Annotated in this window: 24 protein-coding genes; 17 read left to right on the top strand and 7 right to left on the bottom strand. The window is 56.6% G+C overall.

Annotation, left to right across the window (positions count from 1 at the left end; all coding sequences use genetic code 11):
• Positions 1–222 precede the first annotated feature (222 nt).
• From PMI34_RS17820 to PMI34_RS17830, 3 genes are read right to left on the bottom strand one after another with little or no spacing between them, the layout of a single operon-like run.
• Positions 223–2,919, bottom strand: a complete 2,697-nt coding sequence (locus PMI34_RS17820) for a bifunctional DNA primase/polymerase (RefSeq protein WP_008048894.1) — start codon at positions 2,917–2,919, stop codon at positions 223–225.
• Positions 2,916–3,122 carry a TraR/DksA C4-type zinc finger protein gene (locus PMI34_RS17825; protein ID WP_008048893.1) on the bottom strand — a complete coding sequence of 69 codons (207 nt, stop codon included), beginning with the start codon at positions 3,120–3,122 and terminating at the stop codon, positions 2,916–2,918. The genes PMI34_RS17820 and PMI34_RS17825 overlap by 4 nt, the downstream gene beginning before the upstream one ends.
• The gene (locus tag PMI34_RS17830) at positions 3,115–3,603 is read right to left on the bottom strand and encodes a phage regulatory CII family protein (RefSeq protein ID WP_008048886.1); all 489 of its coding nucleotides are present in this window, start codon (positions 3,601–3,603) and stop codon (positions 3,115–3,117) included. Before PMI34_RS17830 ends, PMI34_RS17825 begins: the two co-directional genes overlap by 8 nt.
• A 439-nt stretch (positions 3,604–4,042) precedes the next feature.
• On the opposite strand from PMI34_RS17830, the gene PMI34_RS17835 reads away from it, so the two are divergent.
• The 12 genes from PMI34_RS17835 to PMI34_RS28750 all read left to right on the top strand — a co-directional run bounded on the left by PMI34_RS17835 (position 4,043) and on the right by PMI34_RS28750 (position 10,268).
• Positions 4,043–4,720: a helix-turn-helix domain-containing protein gene (locus PMI34_RS17835; protein ID WP_008048885.1), complete on the top strand. Its 678-nt coding sequence runs from the start codon at positions 4,043–4,045 to the stop codon at positions 4,718–4,720.
• 139 nt (positions 4,721–4,859) lie between these two features.
• The gene (locus tag PMI34_RS28010; RefSeq protein ID WP_081498065.1) at positions 4,860–5,066 is read left to right on the top strand and encodes a hypothetical protein; all 207 of its coding nucleotides are present in this window, start codon (positions 4,860–4,862) and stop codon (positions 5,064–5,066) included.
• Complete coding sequence (locus PMI34_RS17840; RefSeq protein WP_008048884.1) at positions 5,063–5,437, top strand: hypothetical protein; 375 nt, start codon at positions 5,063–5,065, stop codon at positions 5,435–5,437. Before PMI34_RS28010 ends, PMI34_RS17840 begins: the two co-directional genes overlap by 4 nt.
• Before the next feature lie 10 nt (positions 5,438–5,447).
• The gene (locus tag PMI34_RS17845; protein WP_008048883.1) at positions 5,448–5,723 is read left to right on the top strand and encodes a hypothetical protein; all 276 of its coding nucleotides are present in this window, start codon (positions 5,448–5,450) and stop codon (positions 5,721–5,723) included.
• Positions 5,720–6,094, top strand: a complete 375-nt coding sequence (locus PMI34_RS17850; RefSeq protein WP_008048882.1) for a hypothetical protein — start codon at positions 5,720–5,722, stop codon at positions 6,092–6,094. The genes PMI34_RS17845 and PMI34_RS17850 overlap by 4 nt, the downstream gene beginning before the upstream one ends.
• A complete protein-coding gene (locus PMI34_RS17855; protein ID WP_008048881.1) occupies positions 6,091–6,333 on the top strand; it encodes a pyocin activator PrtN family protein in 243 nt (80 codons plus the stop codon). Before PMI34_RS17850 ends, PMI34_RS17855 begins: the two co-directional genes overlap by 4 nt.
• Before the next feature lie 58 nt (positions 6,334–6,391).
• On the top strand, positions 6,392–6,733 hold the full coding sequence (locus tag PMI34_RS17860) for a hypothetical protein (RefSeq protein ID WP_008048880.1): 342 nt from the start codon (positions 6,392–6,394) through the stop codon (positions 6,731–6,733).
• A gap of 52 nt (positions 6,734–6,785) precedes the next feature.
• The gene (locus tag PMI34_RS17865; RefSeq protein ID WP_008048879.1) at positions 6,786–7,595 is read left to right on the top strand and encodes a DUF2303 family protein; all 810 of its coding nucleotides are present in this window, start codon (positions 6,786–6,788) and stop codon (positions 7,593–7,595) included.
• A gap of 79 nt (positions 7,596–7,674) precedes the next feature.
• Entirely contained in the window at positions 7,675–8,139 is a 465-nt protein-coding gene (locus tag PMI34_RS17870) for a hypothetical protein (protein WP_008048878.1), read from the top strand.
• Complete coding sequence (locus tag PMI34_RS27685; RefSeq protein WP_081498064.1) at positions 8,136–8,945, top strand: DNA cytosine methyltransferase; 810 nt, start codon at positions 8,136–8,138, stop codon at positions 8,943–8,945. The genes PMI34_RS17870 and PMI34_RS27685 overlap by 4 nt, the downstream gene beginning before the upstream one ends.
• A gap of 9 nt (positions 8,946–8,954) precedes the next feature.
• Entirely contained in the window at positions 8,955–9,224 is a 270-nt protein-coding gene (locus tag PMI34_RS17875; protein ID WP_008048876.1) for a pyocin activator PrtN family protein, read from the top strand.
• A gap of 234 nt (positions 9,225–9,458) precedes the next feature.
• Entirely contained in the window at positions 9,459–10,268 is an 810-nt protein-coding gene (locus tag PMI34_RS28750) for a hypothetical protein (RefSeq protein ID WP_008048875.1), read from the top strand.
• Here the strand turns inward: PMI34_RS28750 and PMI34_RS17880 are convergent.
• Positions 10,255–11,394: a site-specific integrase gene (locus PMI34_RS17880; RefSeq protein WP_032829548.1), complete on the bottom strand. Its 1,140-nt coding sequence runs from the start codon at positions 11,392–11,394 to the stop codon at positions 10,255–10,257. The genes PMI34_RS28750 and PMI34_RS17880 overlap by 14 nt on opposite strands.
• A 102-nt stretch (positions 11,395–11,496) precedes the next feature.
• Between PMI34_RS17880 and dusA the strand changes: the two genes are divergently transcribed.
• Positions 11,497–12,507 (top strand): tRNA dihydrouridine(20/20a) synthase DusA, encoded by a 1,011-nt coding sequence (dusA, locus tag PMI34_RS17885; RefSeq protein ID WP_081498063.1) that lies wholly within the window; start codon positions 11,497–11,499, stop codon positions 12,505–12,507.
• A gap of 56 nt (positions 12,508–12,563) precedes the next feature.
• On the opposite strand, the gene PMI34_RS17890 is transcribed toward dusA, so the two are convergent.
• Positions 12,564–13,397 carry an undecaprenyl-diphosphate phosphatase gene (locus PMI34_RS17890; RefSeq protein ID WP_008048872.1) on the bottom strand — a complete coding sequence of 278 codons (834 nt, stop codon included), beginning with the start codon at positions 13,395–13,397 and terminating at the stop codon, positions 12,564–12,566.
• A gap of 558 nt (positions 13,398–13,955) precedes the next feature.
• Between PMI34_RS17890 and PMI34_RS17895 the strand changes: the two genes are divergently transcribed.
• The 4 genes from PMI34_RS17895 to PMI34_RS17910 all read left to right on the top strand — a co-directional run bounded on the left by PMI34_RS17895 (position 13,956) and on the right by PMI34_RS17910 (position 18,200).
• A complete protein-coding gene (locus PMI34_RS17895) occupies positions 13,956–14,696 on the top strand; it encodes a winged helix-turn-helix domain-containing protein (protein ID WP_032829543.1) in 741 nt (246 codons plus the stop codon).
• A gap of 296 nt (positions 14,697–14,992) precedes the next feature.
• A complete protein-coding gene (locus PMI34_RS17900; protein ID WP_008048870.1) occupies positions 14,993–15,652 on the top strand; it encodes a winged helix-turn-helix domain-containing protein in 660 nt (219 codons plus the stop codon).
• Between the two features lie 390 nt (positions 15,653–16,042).
• A complete protein-coding gene (locus PMI34_RS17905; RefSeq protein ID WP_008048869.1) occupies positions 16,043–17,437 on the top strand; it encodes an undecaprenyl-phosphate glucose phosphotransferase in 1,395 nt (464 codons plus the stop codon).
• Between the two features lie 202 nt (positions 17,438–17,639).
• Positions 17,640–18,200 carry a cytochrome b gene (locus PMI34_RS17910; protein WP_008048868.1) on the top strand — a complete coding sequence of 187 codons (561 nt, stop codon included), beginning with the start codon at positions 17,640–17,642 and terminating at the stop codon, positions 18,198–18,200.
• A 123-nt stretch (positions 18,201–18,323) separates the two neighbouring features.
• Here the strand turns inward: PMI34_RS17910 and PMI34_RS17915 are convergent, their stop codons facing one another.
• Positions 18,324–19,250, bottom strand: coding sequence for a 1-aminocyclopropane-1-carboxylate deaminase/D-cysteine desulfhydrase (locus PMI34_RS17915; protein ID WP_008048867.1), 927 nt, complete (start codon positions 19,248–19,250; stop codon positions 18,324–18,326).
• Positions 19,251–19,347: 97 nt separating this feature from the next.
• A complete protein-coding gene (locus tag PMI34_RS17920) occupies positions 19,348–21,387 on the bottom strand; it encodes an oxidoreductase (protein WP_008048866.1) in 2,040 nt (679 codons plus the stop codon).
• Between the last annotated feature and the right edge of the window lie 244 nt (positions 21,388–21,631).

Genomic DNA, 21,631 nt, shown 5'->3' with positions numbered 1-21,631 from the left:
TTAGTGTGTTGGGTTTGTTGGGTATTCCTGTTCTCGCATGAAGAAAATAATCCGCCATCAGAAACCGACTATCTAACGTCACGCATGCGCGCACGCGTAGCAAAACCCAACACACCCGACACAAAGCCCGCAAACGTCCGAAAAAGAAGGCTCCAATCTGTGTGGGGTATCTGAAATCAACCCAACACACACACGACACACCCAACACACTTTTAGATGAAGTCATGCGGCAGCCGCCTTGATGTGGTCCCAGCTGTCCACATGCCAGCCCGCGAGCTTCGCCTTGGCCCGCCAATTTTCGACCTGCTTGCCCAGCTCGGCCGCCTTCAGTGATGGGGGCGGGGAAGCGTCCGGATCGACGGGAAAGAAGAACGCGCCAAAGCGCCGGTTGTTGCCGTCGGTCCAGGGAATAGCGCGGGTTTTATCGACCTCAGAACTGATGAACAGCGAGAACTTCGTCTGACTCATCACATGCTCTTTGTTGCGTTGGCACCATTCGAGGAACAGCGAATAAAGGTCGGTCGACAGACACGGCCCCCAAAGCCCCTGCCCCAGCTCGCTGTACTTCCACAGATGCAGGAACGTCTGCCATCCAGCCCGACTCAAGGCCACCAGGCGCTCACGGGCGTCCGTCGATGGCGGTCGCGTCCGCTGGTTGAAGTCACCCAGTTCGACTGACAACAACCAACCGTACAGCGCTGCGACGCCACCCTGTTCCAGCTCCCGCCCGATTGCCTTTTGGCGCTCGACCGGCAAGGTTTCCATAGGCCACATCACCAGCATCCGCCGGTCACTGTCGCTGATCGGCCACGGCAAAATTTCGTTGCTCAGGAACACCGCATTCATATGGTTGGCTTCCTCCCAACCGTTGATGAACTTCGACTCCATCCGCACCGTTTTGCCGGTGATCAGGTGCTTGATCTTGCCCACCTGGTTGTATCGCTGATCGCGACTCACTACTTCTTCAAACACAGACCACAATTTTCGGCTTTGCCAAGCGTTGAAGTTGCTCTCCAGCTGCGTCTGACCGACCGTGGCCGCGTACTGGCCGTACAACATGCCCAGTGCATCGGCGAACAACAGGCTTTTGCCTGAGCCCTCCATGATCGAGTGCATCAGCACGGCGGTGTCCATCTTGGCGCCCAGGTGCTGCAACGGGTACGCCAGCCAGCGGGTCAGCCATTGCTGCGCCGCCTCATCGTGGTTGCACAAAAACGAAATCAGCCAACGCAGGTTGGCGCAGGCTTCGTCATCCCTGACCGGTTCGAGCGGTAGGCCATCAAAGGTATTGATGTACACCGCTGGGTCCTTACTCATGGTCGGATCAAACACGATATGTTCGACATCCACGGTGCGCCGCTCACCGCTGTTCAGCCACAGCGGATAAGTGTCACCCAGCGCCATCTTCACCGCGCCCTCGGCGATACGCCGCTTCTTTTCCCGATCCCAGACATCCTTGGTGCCGTCGATGTACACATATCGGTCAGTCGGTGGCATGCCGAACGCGCCGCCCTTCTTGCCCGCCATGCGCCGCGCCTGTTCGATGTCACGGACGTGATCATCCGCTATCAACCGTTTGCCCGTGTCCTCCAGCCACGCCTTCGCGAGCGGCTTGCCCACCCGCGCTTCAAAGGCGGCCTTCTTCATCACCCGCGACTGATCGCAGTCCCATACTTGCGTGGTGCCCTCGACCAGCGCAAAACGCCGCAATAGCTGGTCAAGCGTCAGCGACTCCCCCGCGCCCCCGTCAGGAGCCGGAGCGGCCTCGCTGACTTCGTCGGCACCGCGGCTCGGCTCGCACTGGTCACCAGATGGGGGCGGGGGAAGATCACGCGGATCAGGACGCGAGGAATGCTGCATACCCATCATACGCGCAGCGTCCTTCACCGCCTTCGACTGGTCGCCACCGTGCTCGAGTAAACAGAACACCTCGAAGGCGTCATTCTGATGCCCGTTCGCGAGCGGATCGGCACCGTGGTGCGAATAGACCTTGCCCTCACTGATCGTCACGCCGGGCAGCCCGGTGCTGCTCTGTGGGTAAAGCCACTTACTGCCTCGCTTGATGTAACCGTGTCTACGCAGCAGCTCCTCGACGTCGTGGCAGCGGTTGAACTCATCGATCACCGACGGGCGTTGACCCACCGCATCTGCTGGACGTTTGGCAACTTTCGCCGGTGGCGTAGTCGGCTTGATCGCCCAGGGGCATGCCGCTTCAGCATCACGCTTAAAGAAGTCCCAGTTTTTCCAGACAGAAAGCAACTCTTGGGTCAGCGTTGGCAATCCGTCCGCGGCGTTGGGCGGGGTTCTCCAGGTGTAAGGCTTGCCGGTACCCGGATGAATCGAAGGCGGGAACACGTCCTGTACCAGGCCGGCACGTAGTTCAAACACAGTGAAGCGTTTGTATTCTTCGGCCTCCGTGCGCGCTGCAGCTTCCGCGACGCCATCGCCCTGCTCTTTCGCAGCCTTGGCTTTGTCCATCAGGCCTTTGTGAATCGAACCGTCAGGGTCTTTTTCATTCGGCCATGAAAGAGAATGCCGGGTTAACTCAATGCCTTCCGGCAACTTGAACAGCACCCGGAAGCGCGCAGGGTTCCCCACAATGGTCGGATACACCAACGCCATGGCATCCAGATCGACACCCAGCAGCTCATACAACACATGGCGCGTCCACTGAACGTCGTCGACATCCAGCGAACAGACACGGCTCGGCCCAAGTACGACGCCGAGGTTGTGATTAGGGTTTCGTTGCCAGAATGCTTCAGCGGTGGCGGCATCGGTAAAGTAACCGCCCGGTTTATTCCACCCCAAGCCCTTTGGAGCTTTTTCACCTGGCTCGATCGATACCAAGGCGAGATCGAAAGTGTTGATGTAACGTTTTGCCCATGTGGCGATGGCTATTCCTTTGGCCGGTTCAATCATCGCCGAGCCTCCCGCAACCCCTGGCAGTCAACACAGGTTTGGCAACCCTCAATCGACTGTTGTCGGCGTAACGGGATAGGTTCGTCGCAATCCGCGCAGAACTGCGCGCTCACGCGGTTCGAAGGCACACGACGGCTGCGCTGAAGCGCAACGTCGAGCAAGTATTGCGCCTGGTCGTTGGCGCGATCGATTTCGTCAGCCATGGTTGCGATCCTCCATCGCCTGACGAGCACCCGCCATGATGCCGAGGATTTCGCGAATCACGTCCATGCCGCGCTGTTCCAGGTCCACGACCTCACGCAGCTCCCAGACGTTGTCGGCAGCACCGTCGTGCATCGCCGCCACAAACTCCCCGGTCTCGCCGAGCAACTTGCCTACGGCTTTCAGGGCATCGCGGGTTGCCGGTACCGGCACCGGGCGATACCACACAGCACCTGCTGGACGCATCAGCGCGTCAAGCAAACGTGAATCGCCCGTCAGCCGGATCACCTCCTCAAGCTCATCAGGGTTCAGCCAGCGGCGTTCTTCATCGAGCTTGAGTTTCTTCTGGAGGGTGTCGTTGTCCAACACCATGTCAAAGGCAAGGGCGGTAATTCCGCCCTTGTAGTCTCGACCAGCGCGATAGATCGCCTGACGCAAAGGAAGGACCGGACCCGCGTCCGGCAATAGATCTGTTCGACTCATAACCGTAAATCCCCTGTTTACGGTGTAGCCATAAGATGAGGTAGTCCCTATCCTACGACCACGACCGATGTGCATGTGCTGTGTGTCGTCGTAGCTGAGCTGGGGGATTCTTTGGTGAGAGGCCCCAGCTCGGCACCCTTTTAAGCTGCCGACTTCAAGCCAGCAGCTGCTTTTTCTTGCAGGTAAAGGTTTTCGATAGCCTTCCCTGTCACATACCGAACATCCGCGCCTCTCGCAGCACGATTGATGGTTGGCTGCGTTGTACCTACGCGGTCTGCGATAACTCGCTGGGACAAACCCGACCGCAGCAACTCCGCAAGCATTTCTTGGATAGTCATATCGTTCACCGATGCGCTTTCGCATTGAACGCCACAATACACAAACGTATTGATTGATTCAATACAATCGGCGATACGTTTTTGAATCAAGGCAGAGAAAAGTGATTGGTGACCGCATCGCTCAACGCATGCAAGAACTTGAACTATCGGAAGGCGAGCTAGGCCGCCGCTCTGGTGTCCCTCAGCCAACTATTCATAGGATCGTGACTAACGCGGTAACCAGCCCGCGTAACGAGAACGTCGAGAAAATCGCCAAAGCCTTGAAGGTCAGCAGCAACTGGCTGTGGAAAGGTGGCGAACACAAAGATCTAACTATTGAGGTCAATTCAGCCTCAAGCTCTGAATCCAATGTAGAACCAGGGCCGGCAATCAAAGGATATGTGCCGTTGATTTCTTGGGTTCAAGCAGGAGCTTGGTGCGAAATAGAAGACGTTCGGACGCTTGATGATGCAGAGATATGGCTGCCATGCGCCGCGTCTCATAGTAGCCAAAGTTACGCTCTGAGAGTTCGCGGTCTTTCCATGTTCAACCAACATGAACGTCGCTCTTTCAGAGATGGAGACATCATTTTTGTTGACCCTGCGAAGGATGCCGAAAATGGATCGCTTGTCATCGCCAAACTAGTTGATAGCCAAGAGGCAACGTTCAAACAACTGGTGATGGAAGGAAAGCGCCGGTTCCTGAAGCCATTGAACCCGGCTTGGCCTGAGCCGATCATCGAGCTAGGAGACGATGCAATGATCTGTGGTGTCGTCTTCTCGAAGTTAGAAATTTTCTAATACATCGCCCGCCAGATTGAGCCCGCTTCCTGCGGGCTTTTTTATACCCAACTTTAAAATCAATGCAAATACGTATTGACTCAATCAATGCGTATTTGTATCGTTTGCCTCGTATACCTCTCACCAAAGAGTACGAGCCATGCAAACCACACAGCACAGCAATACCCGCTGCCCGGTTTATCTGCATCCGTCCGCATGCAGCAGCCGCGCCGCCGTCGAAGCCATCCAGCACCGTACTGGATTGCTTGTAATCACCACCCCAAAAGGTCGCACCAAGGCAGTAATGCCAGGCAACACTACCGCAGCAGAAGACAGCACTTGGCCGTTCGGAGGCGATGCAGCATGAACAGCTATCTCATCCCCCTCCCGAAACAAGAGCTGCTGCATCACATGCTTCAGGTTGGCGGTGCCGCCGTTTGCCCCCTTCACCGACCGGAACAAACCATCCACGCGAGCTTTGAGGTGGAGCTGACCGACGACAACGCAGTCATCAGCGTGGACTTCGGCGGGCACACCGGCGAGCTGACCCTAAAGCGTTCGGATCGCGCCAATCACCTGCACCTGCGGGACTTTATCCAGGACATCGCGAACGGACACATCGAGTCGGCAGAGCCTATGCCGCCGCCAGGGCAGCCCACTCCTACAGCGCAAATACAGCAAATGTTGGCCGAGTCGGAAGCACTCCTGAACAGCGTTCGAAAACTGCTCGCAGCTTGAGGACAGAGCCATGAACCGTACCCTGGATCAAACGGCAGCCGTACTTGGCCTCAAGCCCCGCGCCTTCCGCACCAGGTTGCGGGAGCTGGGAATCCTCACCAACAACGGCGAGCTCGCCAGCAAACACCGCGATCGCGGTTACCTGTTCTCCGACCCACGTAGTACCTGGGTCCCTGCCATCAAGCAGCACCGCCACTACGCAGTGGTGATGGTGAAAGAAGCAGGCGTTGAGTGGGTCGCCAAGAAACTGAACATCACCATTACGCACAAGGACGCCGCAGCATGAGCCAGAACGTCATTACCCAAGCCATCGGCGCACTGAAGCTGGTCCCGATGTTTCTCAACCACCCGACTGTCATCAGCCGCGCCACGCTGATTGGCGCCTCAGCCGAAGCCGTACAGCTGCTGGAATCGCTACCTCCGGTCAGCGCCGAACTAGCCGAGGTATTCCGTTGTGTCGACGCTGTCATTGGCGAGGGGCAAATCGCCTACGTCACCCCGACTAAATCGCCGGAGTACCCCTACGGCGCCGTCGTCGCCGACCAACGCGGCAACGTCTGCGCGGCAGCAATGGGCAAAAGCAAAGAAGGCCTCGCCGAACTGATCCGCCTCAAGTTGCTGCCCCCATCGGAGGGGTTCGGGGAGGACGCGGCATGAGCAACACCCTCGACCAACTTCGGCGTCAGTTCGCAACACCGTGCCCGACGCTGGCAGCCGTTCGCGAGCACTACTTCTCGCACATCCGCACCGATCGCTACCTGCTGGCCGAGATCAAAGCCGGGCGTATTGCGCTGGTTGTGAATCGGCTACACGGGTCCGCTCGCGCGCAACGGGTGGTGTACCTGCACGACCTGGCTGACTTTCTCGACGCGCAAGCAGCGAAGCAAGCAGCCTGATTCACGGTGGTCCCTGCCGTCCAGGGGCAAACAACTCGTACTCAAGAAGGCACAGCACATGAAAGCCACGGACACGAACGACTTCTTTAACTCGCTCAATGCAGGCGTCTTCGCCCAGCAAATCGGCCAAGCCCTTTCAAACGTCGCCGCCGGGGTCATCGACTATGGCAAAGCGGGCGAAGTGAAAATCACGCTGAAGATGAAGCAAATCGGCCAGAGCAATCAGGTCGCAATCAGCCATACCCTCGACTTCGCCCAGCCCACCAAACGCGGCAAGTTGCGTGAAGACTCAACTCTGGACACTCCGTTGTACCTCACGCCTCAAGGGCTGACCCTATTCCAGAACGACCCGACTTCGCAGCTCTTCAAGAGCGAAGACACCCCAGTAGTCCCTCGCTAAAAGCATTACCAAGACACAGCACCGAAGTCCTCTCACCAAAAAGGAAGCATCAATGCCACTCGCTAAAGACACACTCGAACTGATCGTCGCCCAAGCACACGCCGCCAGCGCCCTTCCCGCAACGCTCATTCCTGTTACCGCGCTGCCGGACAACGTTCAAATCCATAACCTTGAAAAGTACCAAGCGCTACGCTCCCGTTTCCGCGGTGCGCTGCACACCAGTAGCGTGCGCGACTTTGCTGAGTACACGATCTCGCGCACCGGCCCTACCGCCAAAGGTTTCGTCGATCAGGACGACATGAGTTGTAAGATCTTTTTCAACCTCGGCGACGACACTGCACCGGGCCATGCGGATGACGTTGCAACACTGAAGCTCAAGCCGACCGCAGCCTACAAAGCACTTCAGCAAATCGCCGGCAAGAAACTCAGCCAGCGCGAGCTGGCCGAGTGGATCGAAGACTGGCACCTCAGCCTCGTGGCAAGCAAGGAAGGCGGCGGCACCATGCCCATCAGTGCCGCCATCGCCAGCGTACGCAACATCACCATTGAGGCCCGCAGCTCGGCCACCAGCAGCGAACACAACTTCGGCGCCTCTCGCAGTGCAATGGATAGCATCGAAGCCGCTAGCGCCGAGAGCCGTATCGACGCGCTGTTCTTCGAACTGGTCCCGTACGAAGGCCTGGGCACCCGAGTATTCACCTTAAAGCTCAGCATCCTAACTGGCGATGACAAACCAACCCTCAAACTCCGCTGGGCAGGCGAAGAACAGCAGGTCGAAGAAATCGCCCAGGAGTTCAAAACGACACTCGCCAAAGAAGTCGGCGGTGCTGCGAGCCTAACCCTGGGCACCTTCAGCGCATAACCAGTCAACCCAAGTAGCCCCCCGCCGCCGACCTCTCACCAACGATCCCGCCGGCGGGTTCTGCCGAGGAACACAGCACATGACACCTATTCAACTCTGCGCACTAATCAGTCTCATCGTTGCAGCCGCCCTACTCTACTGGACCGGTTATCGTATCGGCCTGACTGACGGCCGTATCGCTGGAGTCGACGAAGGCACGATTAATCAGCGTGCTAACAGCGCTAAAACCATCCACGAACTAGAAGCGTCCCTTCAGCTCATTCGAGCCGATCATCAACACCTTGATCGGCATTGCAAAAAGCTCAAGGACATCCAGGCACTGAACGAAACGCACCATCAGACCTTACTGGAAATCGCCGAGAAACTGCGTATCGCAGCCGAAACTTTCAGTGCGTTTAGGACTGGCAAAAAACTGGAACGTGACTCTCTCGCTCTTCGAAATCAAGCCCTCGCTATGGCAGCCCTAATTGTGCCGAAAACACTGAACCATCTCCCGGAGCTGACTACTGCGGGATCCACAGACACGTTGATGGAGGCCACGTGAATGAGTTGGCTCTTTTCGCAGGCGCTGGTGGCGGAATACTCGGAAGCCACCTCCTGGGCTGGCGCACCATCTGCGCCGTTGAGCGTGATGCCTACGCCGCACAAGTTCTGGCGCAACGACAAACCGATGGCTCACTCCCGGCTTTCCCAATTTGGTCTGACGTATGCAGTTTTGACGGAAGACGATGGCGAGGCCTTGTTGACGTGGTTTCTGGCGGATTCCCATGCCAAGACATCTCTGCGGCCGGAAACGGCACCGGCATTAACGGATCACGTTCTGGACTCTGGCGAGAAATGGCACGAATTATCAGCGAAGTACGACCTGCACTCGTCTACCTGGAAAACTCACCTTTGCTTGTGGGAAGAGGACTTGCCTTGGTCCTCGGTGAACTTGCCGAAATGGGGTATGACGCGCAGTGGTGCATTGTTTCAGCATCCGACGTTGGAGCGCCCCACAAGCGGGACCGAACTTGGCTCATGGCCTATGCCAACGAGATCGTATGGGGCGGTTGCAGATGGGGATCAAGAGCGAAGTACTGCAGTGACACGGACCTGGCCAACACCGGTGGCGAGTATGGCAAAGGGATCATCAAAGGCCGCTCTCACGCGCAAGTCCGGTGCCGATCGATCGAACGATCGATTGGACCATGCCGTGATGGCGTCAGACGGTGGCCAATTGAACCCGGAATGGGTCGAGTGGCTCATGGGGTGGCCCATCGGATGGACCGAATTAAAGCCCTTGGAAATGGACAGGTTCCACGAGTGGCAGCAGCAGCATTCGTTCAACTATCAGCGCAAGATGACTGAGGCCGCAGAATGAATACCTTATTTTTGTTGATGGCCCAGTACGAAGGGCAAGCAATCGTGCCACTCGAACGAGTCTGCAAAGACTACTTTACACATCTCACCACAGACATGTTTCAACGCAAAGTTATGGCTGGCCAAATTAGAATTCCCATAACCCGCCTTGAGGCAAGCCAGAAAAGCGCCAAAGGCGTGCATATCAGCGATCTGGCAGACTATCTGGACGTTCAGCGCACTGCAGCAATCAAGGAGTATCGTCAGCTCAATGGGATTCGCGCATAAACCTGCCAAACACCCACCCGTACCTGACATCAGATAATGAGAGAGGGGGTGAGACAAATTGAATTGTCGATCTAGAAAGGGACCCAGCCATCCCCCGGTTACCCGGGGGATAGGTCCTCCGACCTCACCCCCCGTCGAAATTTATTGGTGGAGGGCCTGGGAGTTGCTCATTGAGGCGTGTTGCGTATGCCAATACCATTTAAGATACACAAAACAAATTAGCAGTGGAAGCCTATGACAACATTGATTTCTTGGGTATCAGTCGACCACAGGCAACCGTCCGCAATTTATTTAGCTAGTGATAGTAGATTTACTTGGGCCGATAAAACCCATTGGAACGACGGAAAAAAACTCTATGCTTCAACCAAACACCCTGAAGTTTTTGGTTTTTGTGGTGACGTTCTGTTTCCCGCCCAGATTCTAGACAAGCTGTGTACCAAAATAGATTTTGAGCATGTGTTATCGAGCGACATGAGCTTCGAGGAAAAACTCGAAATCGTTAGAGCGTTTATCTCATACGGCTTCACCTCTTATCCTCGACAGGCCAAAAATATCTTTGAGATCCTATACATATCTCGGTCAGGAAGTGGAATGAGATCTCAGTTCTATGCTGGATCTGTTTCTTGGTCAGGACAAGGAGACGTCAAAGCCGAAGTACTTAAGTTACCCACTGTATCAGGCCTCATTCAGTATTCTGGCTCCGGCAAAAAACCTCTTTCCAACTGGTATCAAAAATGGAAAGACTCAGCTATCAAAGACACCAGCAGAAGCGTCTTTGGTGCGTTCTGCGACTCGCTGGCAAGCGGGGAGGACCCACAGAGCGGTGGATCTCCCCAGCTGATGGGGTTGTATCGGGTCGGTCTTCCTAAAATTATTGGAGTAATTTGGAATGGCGAAAAATACATTTCCGGCTCACCGCTCCATGCTCACGAATGCCCAGTTGGTATTGAATGGCATAATGAGTTGTTTGAACGATGTGACGCCGAAACACTTCAGCCAAAAAAGGGGGCACAGCTCCAACCTCGTCCCTTTATAAACAAATAGCTTTACTCATGATCTTGGCGCCTTCTTTTACTGGCGCCTGAATGATCTTATCCAGCCACACCCATTCAGAATAGTGGTCACCTCTACCACGCAGATGGGTGTATCGACGCAATGAGTTCCAGTCCCGGTGCCCAGAAACGCTGGCCACCCTCGGAATATCCCAATCCATTTCGAACAATCGACTCACCCCGTCGTGTCGGAGATCGTGAAAGTGCAGATCCTCAATCTCGAGAAATTTGCAGGCTTTGGCCCAATTTGAAGAAACAGTTGCCGAGTTATAGGGGAAAACCTCAGCGCACGACTTTGGCATCGTCTTCAGAATTCGCCACGCCTCATCAGGGATGTAGCACCAAACATCGTTGCCGATTTTTTGTCCTGGATTCTTCATGTCCCGCACCAGCACACGCTGACGAGCCTCATCAACATCGGCCCAGAGAATGCGACAGATCTCATCCTGCCGGCGTGTCGAGAACAATGCAAAGCCGGTCACTTTGAGCATATTGATTGAGCTAGGCCGGCGTTGCAGGATACCTGTGAAATGCTCGAGCAACTTATCAAGCTCACCTAACGTTGGCCTCCGATCACGCTCACGGCTTTTCATGTTGTAGCCAAGCTTTCTCAATACTTTCCGAGCGTCCGCCATCGCGTGAATGTCGACCTCGTACCCCCATGCTGGCCGCGCAATCGATAGGACAGCCCCAAGGTGCGCCAAATCATTACCAGCGGTCTGTGGCTGGACAGCACCTCCCTCCTTGCTCATTCGCCAGAGCGCGAAATCCACCAAGCGCTGGCTGTTGATGTCGGAATCAACGGTCTGGCCGAACTCCGACGCTGCAATGGCATTGAGAGTGGCCTCCTTGGTTTTACCCAGTGGCCGGACTTTCTCCATCTCATCCAGATACTGCTTGATCATGTCCTGGACTGTGACACCCTTTCGGTTCGCTCGCTCAATCGCGCCTGGCTGATCCAGTTCGGCCTCACGTCGCCGCACCCAGGCTTGAGCAGCCTGTTTTCGGGCGAAGGTCTGGCTCTCTTGGTAGACTTGCGCTCCATCGCGGAACAGGCGTATTTGTGCCGTGTAGCTGACTGAGCCATCGGTGCGTTTTCGTGCTCTGATCGTTGCCATAGTCGACTGGTACAATTCCAAAAGTGATTGGTACATTGTACCAGTAACCTTGAAAAAACGCCTGAAAACGCCTAAAAATACGCTATAAACACGTTGAGCAAAATGGTACAAAACACCCAATCTAGCCCAGTAAACACAGGTCACGCGCTGTCCAGGCGGTTTTCCGTTGCACCCATGATGGATTGGACCGACCGCCACTGCCGCTTCTTCCTGCGCCTGCTGTCGAAAAACGCCCTGCTCTACACCGAAATGGTCACCACCGGTGCCCTGCTCAATGGCGATCACGAGCGTTTCCTGCGGCACAACGAGGCCGAGCACCCGCTGGCCCTGCAGCTCGGTGGCAGTGTGCCCCTGGACCTGGCCGCGTGTGCTCGCATGGCGCAGGAGCATGGTTACGACGAGGTGAACCTGAATGTCGGTTGCCCGAGTGATCGGGTGCAGAACAATATGATCGGCGCGTGCCTGATGGGGCACCCACAACTGGTGGCCGATTGTGTGAAGGCGATGCGGGATGCGGTGTCGATTCCGGTGACGGTCAAGCACCGTATCGGGATCAATGGCCGGGACAGTTACGAGGAGTTGTGTGATTTCGTTGGCACGGTGCGGGATGCCGGGTGCACCAGTTTTACCGTGCATGCGCGGATTGCGATTCTGGAGGGGTTGTCGCCGAAGGAGAACCGTGACATCCCGCCCCTGCGTTATGACGTGGCGGCGCGGTTGAAGGCGGATTTCCCCGAGCTGGAGATTATTCTCAACGGCGGGATCAAGACGCTGGAGGCCTGCCACGAGCATTTGCAGACGTTCGACGGCGTGATGTTGGGCCGCGAGGCGTATCACAACCCTTATGTGATGGCCGAGGTGGATCAGCAGCTGTTCGGCAGCACGGCGCCGGTGATCACGCGGGCCGAAGCACTGGCACAGTTGCGGCCGTATATCGCCGCACACATCGACGCTGGCGGTTCGATGCACCACATCACTCGCCATGTGCTGGGGCTGGGCACCGGGTTCCCGGGGGCGCGCAAGTTTCGGCAGTTGTTGTCGGTGGATATCCACAAGGCCAAGGAGCCCCTGGCCTTGCTGGATCAAGCTGCCGGGTTGCTTGAAGGGCGTTGATGCCCGGTTGTTCTCGCCAATTAAGCCAGGCGGTTTGATCCGCCTGGCTCGCCTGTTCAGCTGGCGGCCGCCGCCGTCCAGTTCACCCAGCCGAATGCCCAGGTTGCCAGGATCAACAATCCGAAAAGAATCCGGTACCACGCGAAGGCGGCATAGCTGTGGTTCGCAATGAACTTGAGCAGGCCGCGTACGGCGATCATGGCGAAAAAGAACGCTGTGACGAAGCCCAGGGCGAAAACCGGCAGGTCGCCGGTCTGGAACAGCTCCCGGTACTTGTAGCCTGAATACACCGCCGCACCGACCATGGTGGGCATCGCCAGGAAGAACGAGTACTCGGTGGCCGCCTTGCGCGACAGGCCAAACAGCAAGCCACCGATAATGGTCGATCCGGAACGGGAAGTGCCCGGGATCATCGCCAGGCATTGCGCGAAGCCTACCTTCAGTGCATCCGACCAGCGCATGTCGTCGACATGGTCGACGTGCACCACGTGGTCCCTCTGCTCCGCCCACAACATGACAATGCCGCCCACGACCAAGGCGACTGCCACGGTGATCGGGTTGAACAGGTAGTGATGAATCTGGTCAGCGAACAAGACACCCAGAACCACGGCCGGAAGAAAACCGATCAGCAAGTTCAGGGTGAATCGTTGTGCATTGCGTTGGGTGGGCAGTCCTTTGACGATCTGCGAAATCTTGCGGCGAAACTCCCAGACAACGGCAAGAATTGCGCCCAGCTGAATAATGATATTGAACGCCATGGCGCGTTCACCGCCAAATTCCAGCAAGTCCGCAACAATAATCTGGTGGCCCGTACTGGAGATCGGCAAAAACTCAGTCAGGCCTTCTACCGCGCCCAGGATCAACACTTTGAAAAGGGTCCAGAAATCCATCAATCCTCCGTCAGACCGTTCTTTGGGAACGATCCGTCAACTGCACTCAGATATTGAGTAGCTCAAGCAAAACAATCGAGACATCCACACCCATTACCTGATGTAGCGAGGGAGAATATGTCTTATCAAAAGACACACTCAAGCCATGTTAATAATCGTCCGAGTACGAACACCTCGGAAATATATTTAGGTATTCAGTAGAAAAAAGTCTCGCCACTCAATAAAGTGTGACCGCCCTCACACTAATTGTGTGTCTTACTGGATTCAGCACCTTGGCATGAATGATGGCACGCAGTGGGCCAAACAGTGGCAAAAGGACATAAAAAACAAATCGCCATCGTTTCAAAATAGTGGCACAATTCCATATTGCCACCATCTAACGACGATATTTCACTAGTTCAGCCCACCGAGAAAATCAACTAAAAGCTTGAAAAGCTTAAGTATTGTTAGAAAACTCGGGAGCCACGTCTAAAATTCGCGTAAATGTTACCAATTGTCAGTCACAGATGAGAACCGGTGCTTTAACATCCCGATGTCAGCACCTATTCGAGTCAATGCATGATGCTTACAGGGAACTTAGCGACTAGAAGCCAGCGCCAGACTAACGATGAACCCGGAGTTCTCACTCTGGGTCGTACCCGTGGCGTGGCTGAACATTTTAGAGCGCTAGTCGCAAGGCATGTGCGGACCGATATGGCACTAGAGGCCAACGCCTACACTAGTTCATTCAAGAAGAATGAACGCTCTGGTTCGTACCGCGCCATCTTCATCATCATCGACAGCCCCCAGGCCCTCGAGGAAAGCCTCGCGCTAGTGGAAGACCTGCGCACCGGCAACTTGAAACCCATCATTTGCGCGGTGATCACGGGCCGAGGCACCTACAACAAGATCAAGTACTATCTTGCGGGGGCCGACTACTGTATCAAGTTCAATACCCTTTCCGATGAAAGCTCCGAGTTGCTCGCCGAGTTCTTCAACAGTGAAGAATGGCAAAGAGATATCAATTTGATATTAGACCCCACCCGTATTTGCCTACTGGGCACCAGCAAGAAGCTGGACATTTCCTTTGCAGAAATGAAGATCCTGGAAGCCTTTGCGCAAACCAGTAATCACATACTAAGCCACGATGAAATCGCCAATATCATGGGGCTCAACACCAACTTCTATGACCCCAGGGCGCTGGAAAAGTCGATCAGTCGCCTTCGTGGAAAAATCAAGGACATGTATGGTACGAACGCCATCCAGAGCATCCGGGGGCATGGGTACCGGCTGATGAGGGGGCTGATCTCGACCCCCTGATACACCGCAGGGATGGCGCTTTAATATCAATTCAACAGGCGATTTTCCTCAACGATACAAAGGTCTCGACTTCATCGTTTTTTTTGTATTTCATACTGACGGCACTTATCGATTCAATCACCGAGGCAACATCGGGCCATAACAATAAGAGTTTATTCTGTAGCTGTAGATCGAGTGGAACCTATCGAGGGCCAAATTTGGGCCCAGACCCTGCCTTTCGATTACTTCCGAGGGAGTTATTACTCCCCTGCCGATCATCTTTTCGCCAAATTTGGTGTGTACTTCAGGAGAGAGACATGGAAACTAGTACAACCCTCCCAAGGAAATACTTTGTCGTCGTGACCCACAGCACTACGTCGCAGCGTGAACTTGAGACCATCCTGTCCAGTGAGCGCTTCAACTCGTTTGGCACCTCTCAGGCACAGATGTTTATTGAAGGTGCCGCGTCGCCCTCTTCCGCTCCCGTGCTGATGGAGTTCAGCTACCCAAACGTTTCAAGGAAGAACGTCGCGCGCAGTATCGAACATGATACACAGCGACTATTGGCCACCCTGGAATCCGAATGGCTGGCAGCGCAATCGACGAATCCATTCCACAGCATGCCGGCAACCGCCGGGGCAGCCAACGACATTGCGCGAACAATCGAGGGCGACTCGCCTTACAGCGAAGCCTGGCAACTCGACAAGGATCAAAGCGTATTGGCAAAAGAGGGCGTCGAGATCAGCCTTACCGGTTTGGAAGCCGCACTGGTAAAGAAAATGCTGCACCATGAAGAGCGTGTCGTCAGTCGAGACGAACTGATCCTCAGCATCGGCAGGGAGCCGGAACAATATCGCGGCCTGGAAATGTGCCTGAGTCGACTGCAAGACAAATTCAAAATGGCCAGCAACGGTGAACGGCTGTTTCGTGCAGTAAGAAATCGTGGCTATTGCCTGATCCAGGAAGTCGTGGCGTAAACATCCCCACTTTTAGCGAATAAAACAAACAGAAACAGTGCGATTACAACAATAAAAAAGCACTCTGTTTGGTTTCAACCTCCGCGCCAGTCAGACCGCCCTCATCCCCACCCCTCCTACAATACCAAAGACCACTCTAATTATTCACCTCCTTCCATTCGACCTTTTCTAACGCTCGACCTTTTCTAAAATCCTGATAGTTGGCACTTTGCCATCTTGTTAGAACTCGTCAGACAGCAACTCCGCCAATAACTTAGTCTATTGACTGACGACAGTTCGCCATATCGACGTTGTTACCTCAGGACACTGTTCCAACAACAATAATAAGCCTACTTAACAACTCGGATTTCAACTGTCGAAACCTGAATGGACGTCTTTTGGGGATATTGTATGGATCTTACTCTTAGTATCAATCGAAACACCGGCCTCAAGGGACTTACCTTTTGGGGGCAGTGGGCGCTGGCACAGGGTTTTGTAGTTTCTCTGTTGTTCATACTTGCCGAGCGGCACACTGGAACGGTCGAGTTCTATTACCGAATGTGCGCAACGCTCGCCGTCCTGGCCTCGGTTCCGGCTTATACGTTCAGCGGCGTGTACCGCAAAAGAGACAATTATCTGTCAGGGCTGGGACGCCTGTTCATGGGCTGGTCCATGACGATGGCGGCGCTGGCCTGCATCGCGTTTGTCTGCAAGGCCGATGAGCTGTTTTCCCGACAAGTCATCCTGGGTTGGGCGGTGTACGGCTTCCTCGGCCAGGCGTTGCTGTATGCGCCGCTGCATGCGTTCTCGAAGTTCTACCAGCGGTCACGCAAAAGCGAGCATAAAACCCTGATCGTCGGCACCGGTGAACTGGCGCTGGGATTGGCGAACAAGCTGAGCGACCTCGAAAACCTGCCATTGGTGGGCCTGGTCAGCAACGGTGCCCTTCCTGCCCTGGAGCCGGGCGCACCGCGCATCGTCGGCGCCCAGGAGGACCTGCTGGAGCTGATCAAGACCCATGACATCCGTCGTTTGTACATCACGCTACCCCTGTCGGAAGCGGCAAAAATCGAAGCCATGTACGTCGATTTGCTCGATGCCAACGTTGACGTGGTCTGGGTGCCGGACTTGAACAGCCTGACGCTGCTCAATCACTCGGTGAAAGTCGTGGACGGCCTGCCGGCGATCTACTTGAACGAAAGTCCGCTGACCAGTCGGCCCACTGCCGCGCTCAGCAAAAGCCTGGTGGAAAAAAGCGTGGCCCTGCTGGCCATTATCCTGCTGAGCCCGGTGTTGCTGGTCATTGCCCTGGCCGTAAAGCTCAACTCCCCCGGCCCGGTGTTCTTCAAGCAGGACCGCCATGGCTGGAACGGCAAGGTGATTCAGGTCTGGAAGTTCCGCTCCATGCGCGTGCACGACGACCATGAGGTCAAGCAGGCGAGCCGTAACGACTCGCGTATCACCGCCGTCGGACGCTTCATCCGTCGTACTTCGCTGGACGAGTTGCCGCAACTGTTCAACGTGCTGCAAGGACACATGGCACTGGTCGGCCCGCGCCCTCACGCCATCGCGCACAACAACTACTACTCGGGGAAAATTCTCGCCTACATGGCGCGCCATCGAATCAAACCGGGCATCACTGGCCTGGCGCAGATCAACGGTTGTCGTGGCGAGACCGACACCATCGACAAAATGCAGAAGCGTGTCGAGATCGACCTCAAGTACATCAACAACTGGTCGCTGTGGCTGGACCTGAAGATTCTGGTGAAGACGCCGTTCACCTTGTTGTCGAAGGACATCTATTGATGGTTTAGGGCTGCACAAGGCAATACCGCAAGGGGACGCAAGTCCCCTTTTTCGTGGCGGTGATAGTGCTTTCTGTCTATTACCTGAACCAGGGCTTCAGCGACCAATCGCCTCAGGCAAACCCGGTGAAACAGGATTACAGTTAAAGCTCACCGTCGAACAACAGCGGTGGCTTTAAACCGGACCTCTGAGGAACACCGTTATGCCGTGGAAAAACTCCGAGTCGCGCTACAGCACCATATCGATCGCGCTGCATTGGTTGATGCTGGTCCTGCTGGTGCTGGTTTACGCCTGTATCGAGTTTCGCGGGTTCTTTCCCAAGGGCAGTGGCGGGCGCACGCTGATCGTCGAATCACACTTCATGCTCGGCCTGACCGTATTCGTTCTGGTCTGGCTGCGATTGTTCGCACGCAGTTTCGGCCCGGCGCCGCAGATCTTCCCGGCGTCGCCGCACTGGCAAACGACGCTGGCCAGGCTGATGCACTGGGCGCTGTACATTTTCATGATCGTCACGCCGATTCTCGGCTGGCTGGTCACCAGCGCCAAAGGCAATCAGGTGATGTTCTACGGTTTCGACCTGCCGATGCTGGTAGCGGAAAACAAGGACCTGGCCAAACAACTCCAGGACTGGCATGAGCTCGGCGGCACTATCGGCTATTGGCTGATCGGCCTGCATGCCGCGGCCGCGCTGTATCACCACTATGTGGTGGGCGATAACACCCTGCTGCGGATGATGCCCAAGCGGGTGAACCGCGACGCCTGAGACCAATGAATTCCAATGTGGGAGCGAGCTTGCTCGCGATGAGGGTATTGCATTCGGCGCATTTGTCGACTGACACACCGCCATCGCGAGCAAGTTCGCTCCCACATTGATTTGCCGTGCGTTTCAGATTTGTAGACTGAACCCCCTTCGTCCCTGTAAACCGCCGGTGTGGACGAAGATCAGCCGCGTGCCCCGGGCGAACTTACCCACCTCGACTTGTTGCTTGAGGGCCATGAGAGCCTTGCCGGTGTACAGCGGTTCCAGGGGAATGCCGCTACCCTTCCCGGTCTTTTCGATAAAGTCGAGTAGCAGCGGATCAACCTTGGCAAACCCGCCGCGACTGGCCTCGAACAGCTCATAAGCTGCAGCGATCAGACCCGCTTCCCGCACGATCCTCTCGACCTGCTGCGCCACCCCGTGATCGTCAGGTACCGCCAGGGCACCGTACACCGGATGATCCCCCGCTTCGGCCAGCACCAGGCCGGCCAGGGTCGTGCCGGTCCCGCAGGCCAGCCACCAGCCGTCGTAGTCACGCCAACCCAAGCCCTCCAGTTGCGCGCAAACGCTGGCCCGCAGTTGCATGCAACCCAGAGCGCCAGGCAAACCGCCTCCCCCTTCAGGCACCGGATGCAACGTCGGGTAGCGGGTTTGCCAGGGTTGCCAGAAACCCTCTTCATGCCTCGCTCGATAGCCGGCGTAACCCAGCCAGTGCAACTCCATGCCGAACGCCTGCAAGTCCTTGACCGTCGGGGTTTGCTGAGGGTGGCCGCGCAACAGGCCGACAGTGGAAAAGCCCAGGCGCTTGCCCGCCGCCGCCAACGCGTGGAGGTGATTGGAGTGCGCGCCACCGAGACTGATGATGCCTTCGCCACCCTGGCGTTCGGCGGTCTTCAGGTGCTCGATGAGCTTGAACCATTTGTTGCCGCTGATCAGCGGGTCGATCTGGTCCAGACGCAGGATCGCCACCTCAATGCCGGCGTGGGTGAGCCAGTCGAGATCAAGGCGTTCGAGGGGGGCCTGGGGTAGCCAAGTATCGGGAGGGAGAAGCATTGACGCCTGATCCGAGTGGGGAACAGGCATCTTAACAGCCTTGAGGACGCCTTCGCGGGCTTGCCCGCGATAGCCATTGGCTCGCTGGATCTGCGTATTACAACTGCGCCGCCAGGCGCGAACCCTGATTGATCGCACGCTTGGCATCCAGTTCTGCCGCGACATCCGCGCCGCCGATCAGGTGCACGCTCTGCCCCGCCGACACCAGACCGTCATGCAATTCGCGCAGCGGGTCCTGCCCGGCGCAAATCACGATGTTGTCCACCGGCAGCACCTGCGGCTCGCCGGCTTCGCCGATGCGGATGTGCAGGCCTTCGTCGTCGATCTTCAGGTATTCAACACTGTTGAGCATCTGCACCTGTTTGTTCTTAAGGCCCGTGCGATGAATCCAGCCGGTGGTCTTGCCCAGGCCGTCGCCGACTTTGGACGTCTTGCGTTGCAGCAGGAATACCTCGCGGGCCGGCGCATGGGGCGCTGCCTTGATTCCCGCGACACCGCCGCGCGCTTCAAGGTGTGTATCGATGCCCCATTCCTTCCAGAACGCGGCGCGATCCTGACTGGTGGCGACGCCTTCATGCACCAGGAACTCGGAAACGTCGAAACCGATACCTCCGGCACCAATCACCGCGACGCGCTTGCCGACCGGCTTGCGCTCCAGGATCACGTCCAGGTAGCTCAGCACCTTGGCGTTTTCCACCCCTGGAATGGCCGGCACGCGCGGCGCAATGCCGGTGGCCAGAATGATCTCGTCGTAGCCGCCCTCGACCAGCCCCGCCACGTCGACGCGGGTGTTCAGGCACACCTCGACGTTGGTGGTCTGCAACTTGCGGTTGAAGTAGCGAATGGTCTCAAAGAACTCTTCCTTGCCCGGAACGCGCTTGGCAATGTTGAACTGACCGCCGATCTCACTGGCCGAATCGAACAGCGTCACCTGATGACCACGCTCGGCGGCCACGGTCGCGGCGGATAAACCGGCCGGACCGGCACCGACCACGGCAATTTTCTTCAGCTGCTGCACCGGCAGATAGTTGAGCTCGGTTTCGTGGCAGGCACGCGGGTTGACCAGGCAACTGGTCAGCTTGCCGCCGAAGGTGTGGTCGAGGCAGGCCTGGTTGCAACCGATGCAGGTGTTGATCTCATCGGCACGGCCTTCAGCGGCCTTGTTGACGAAATCCGGGTCGGCGAGGAACGGCCGCGCCATGGACACCATGTCGGCATCGCCGTCGGCCAGGATCTGCTCGGCCACTTCCGGGGTGTTGATACGGTTGGTGGTGATCAGCGGAATATTGACCGAACCCCGCAGCTTGGCCGTGACCTTGCTGAAGGCCGCGCGCGGAACTTTGGTGGCGATGGTCGGAATCCGCGCTTCGTGCCAGCCGATACCGGTGTTGATGATGGTCGCACCGGCCTGCTCGATGGCCTTGGCCAGTTGAACGATCTCTTCCCAGGTGCTGCCGCCTTCGACCAGGTCGAGCATCGACAGGCGGAAAATGATAATGAAGTTCGGACCTACCGCTTCACGCACGCGACGGACGATCTCCACCGGCAGGCGCATGCGGTTTTCGTAGCTGCCGCCCCAGCGGTCGGTACGATGGTTGGTGTGGGCGGCGAGGAACTGGTTAATGAAATAACCTTCGGAGCCCATGATTTCCACGCCGTCGTACTCGGCGGTTTGTGCCAGTACCGAGCAGGTGACGAAATCGCTGATCTGCTTCTCGATGCCGTCCTCATCCAGTTCCTTGGGCTTGAACGGGTTGATCGGCGCCTGGATCGCGCTGGGCGCAACCTGTTTCGGGCTGTAGGCATAACGACCGGCATGGAGGATCTGCATGCAGATCTTGCCGCCCGCGTCATGCACGGCACGGGTGACGATACGGTGCTTGAGCGCCTCTTCTTCGGTCGTCAGCTTGGCCGCGCCGGAATACACGCCACCCTCGTCGTTCGGGCCGATACCGCCGGTGACCATCAGGCCGACACCGCCACGGGCACGCTCGGCGAAGTACGCTGCCATGCGCTCGAAGCCACCCGGTTTCTCTTCAAGGCCAGTGTGCATCGACCCCATCAGGGTGCGATTGCGCAGCGTGGTGAACCCCAGGTCCAGCGGAGCCAGCAGGTGCGGGTATTGAGCGGCGGTCATCGGTAACTCCACATCGAGCGATCACGGAAAGTGCAGGAGCTCTGTGGCCCCCATCAGTCATGTTCGACAGACTAAGAGTCGCGCCGCCATCCCTCAATGACCATAAATGACAACTTATTGATCGAAATGAGCAGCGACATTGGGCTAAAGGGAATGACACAAAACAAAAACGACCTTGCGGTGCAGGTCCGCATTGAAACCTGCGCCCGAAAGGCCGCTTCCTTTCGGGCTCTGGACAAGCCCG

Origin of the sequence: Pseudomonas sp. GM74 (assembly GCF_000282455.1) — a bacterium.
Lineage (GTDB): Bacteria > Pseudomonadota > Gammaproteobacteria > Pseudomonadales > Pseudomonadaceae > Aquipseudomonas.
The sequence above is the reverse complement of the archived record's forward strand: the minus strand, read 5'-3'. Positions and strand labels throughout refer to the sequence as shown.

Excerpts from the sequence above, each read along its gene's own strand:
- dusA (WP_081498063.1), top strand. The coding sequence starts at position 11,497 with ATGGTACAAAACACCCAATCTAGCCCAGTAAACACAGGTCACGCGCTG.
- PMI34_RS28010 (WP_081498065.1), top strand. The coding sequence starts at position 4,860 with ATGCAAACCACACAGCACAGCAATACCCGCTGCCCGGTTTATCTGCAT.
- PMI34_RS17890 (WP_008048872.1), bottom strand. The coding sequence starts at position 13,397 with ATGGATTTCTGGACCCTTTTCAAAGTGTTGATCCTGGGCGCGGTAGAA.
- PMI34_RS17860 (WP_008048880.1), top strand. The coding sequence starts at position 6,392 with ATGAAAGCCACGGACACGAACGACTTCTTTAACTCGCTCAATGCAGGC.
- PMI34_RS17875 (WP_008048876.1), top strand. The coding sequence starts at position 8,955 with ATGAATACCTTATTTTTGTTGATGGCCCAGTACGAAGGGCAAGCAATC.
- PMI34_RS17855 (WP_008048881.1), top strand. The coding sequence starts at position 6,091 with ATGAGCAACACCCTCGACCAACTTCGGCGTCAGTTCGCAACACCGTGC.
- PMI34_RS17830 (WP_008048886.1), bottom strand. The coding sequence starts at position 3,603 with ATGAGTCGAACAGATCTATTGCCGGACGCGGGTCCGGTCCTTCCTTTG.
- PMI34_RS17850 (WP_008048882.1), top strand. The coding sequence starts at position 5,720 with ATGAGCCAGAACGTCATTACCCAAGCCATCGGCGCACTGAAGCTGGTC.
- PMI34_RS17865 (WP_008048879.1), top strand. The coding sequence starts at position 6,786 with ATGCCACTCGCTAAAGACACACTCGAACTGATCGTCGCCCAAGCACAC.
- PMI34_RS17900 (WP_008048870.1), top strand. The coding sequence starts at position 14,993 with ATGGAAACTAGTACAACCCTCCCAAGGAAATACTTTGTCGTCGTGACC.
- PMI34_RS17870 (WP_008048878.1), top strand. The coding sequence starts at position 7,675 with ATGACACCTATTCAACTCTGCGCACTAATCAGTCTCATCGTTGCAGCC.
- PMI34_RS17910 (WP_008048868.1), top strand. The coding sequence starts at position 17,640 with ATGCCGTGGAAAAACTCCGAGTCGCGCTACAGCACCATATCGATCGCG.
- PMI34_RS17895 (WP_032829543.1), top strand. The coding sequence starts at position 13,956 with ATGATGCTTACAGGGAACTTAGCGACTAGAAGCCAGCGCCAGACTAAC.
- PMI34_RS17920 (WP_008048866.1), bottom strand. The coding sequence starts at position 21,387 with ATGACCGCCGCTCAATACCCGCACCTGCTGGCTCCGCTGGACCTGGGG.
- PMI34_RS17840 (WP_008048884.1), top strand. The coding sequence starts at position 5,063 with ATGAACAGCTATCTCATCCCCCTCCCGAAACAAGAGCTGCTGCATCAC.
- PMI34_RS17880 (WP_032829548.1), bottom strand. The coding sequence starts at position 11,394 with ATGGCAACGATCAGAGCACGAAAACGCACCGATGGCTCAGTCAGCTAC.
- PMI34_RS17825 (WP_008048893.1), bottom strand. The coding sequence starts at position 3,122 with ATGGCTGACGAAATCGATCGCGCCAACGACCAGGCGCAATACTTGCTC.
- PMI34_RS28750 (WP_008048875.1), top strand. The coding sequence starts at position 9,459 with ATGACAACATTGATTTCTTGGGTATCAGTCGACCACAGGCAACCGTCC.
- PMI34_RS17915 (WP_008048867.1), bottom strand. The coding sequence starts at position 19,250 with ATGCTTCTCCCTCCCGATACTTGGCTACCCCAGGCCCCCCTCGAACGC.
- PMI34_RS17845 (WP_008048883.1), top strand. The coding sequence starts at position 5,448 with ATGAACCGTACCCTGGATCAAACGGCAGCCGTACTTGGCCTCAAGCCC.
- PMI34_RS17905 (WP_008048869.1), top strand. The coding sequence starts at position 16,043 with ATGGATCTTACTCTTAGTATCAATCGAAACACCGGCCTCAAGGGACTT.
- PMI34_RS17820 (WP_008048894.1), bottom strand. The coding sequence starts at position 2,919 with ATGATTGAACCGGCCAAAGGAATAGCCATCGCCACATGGGCAAAACGT.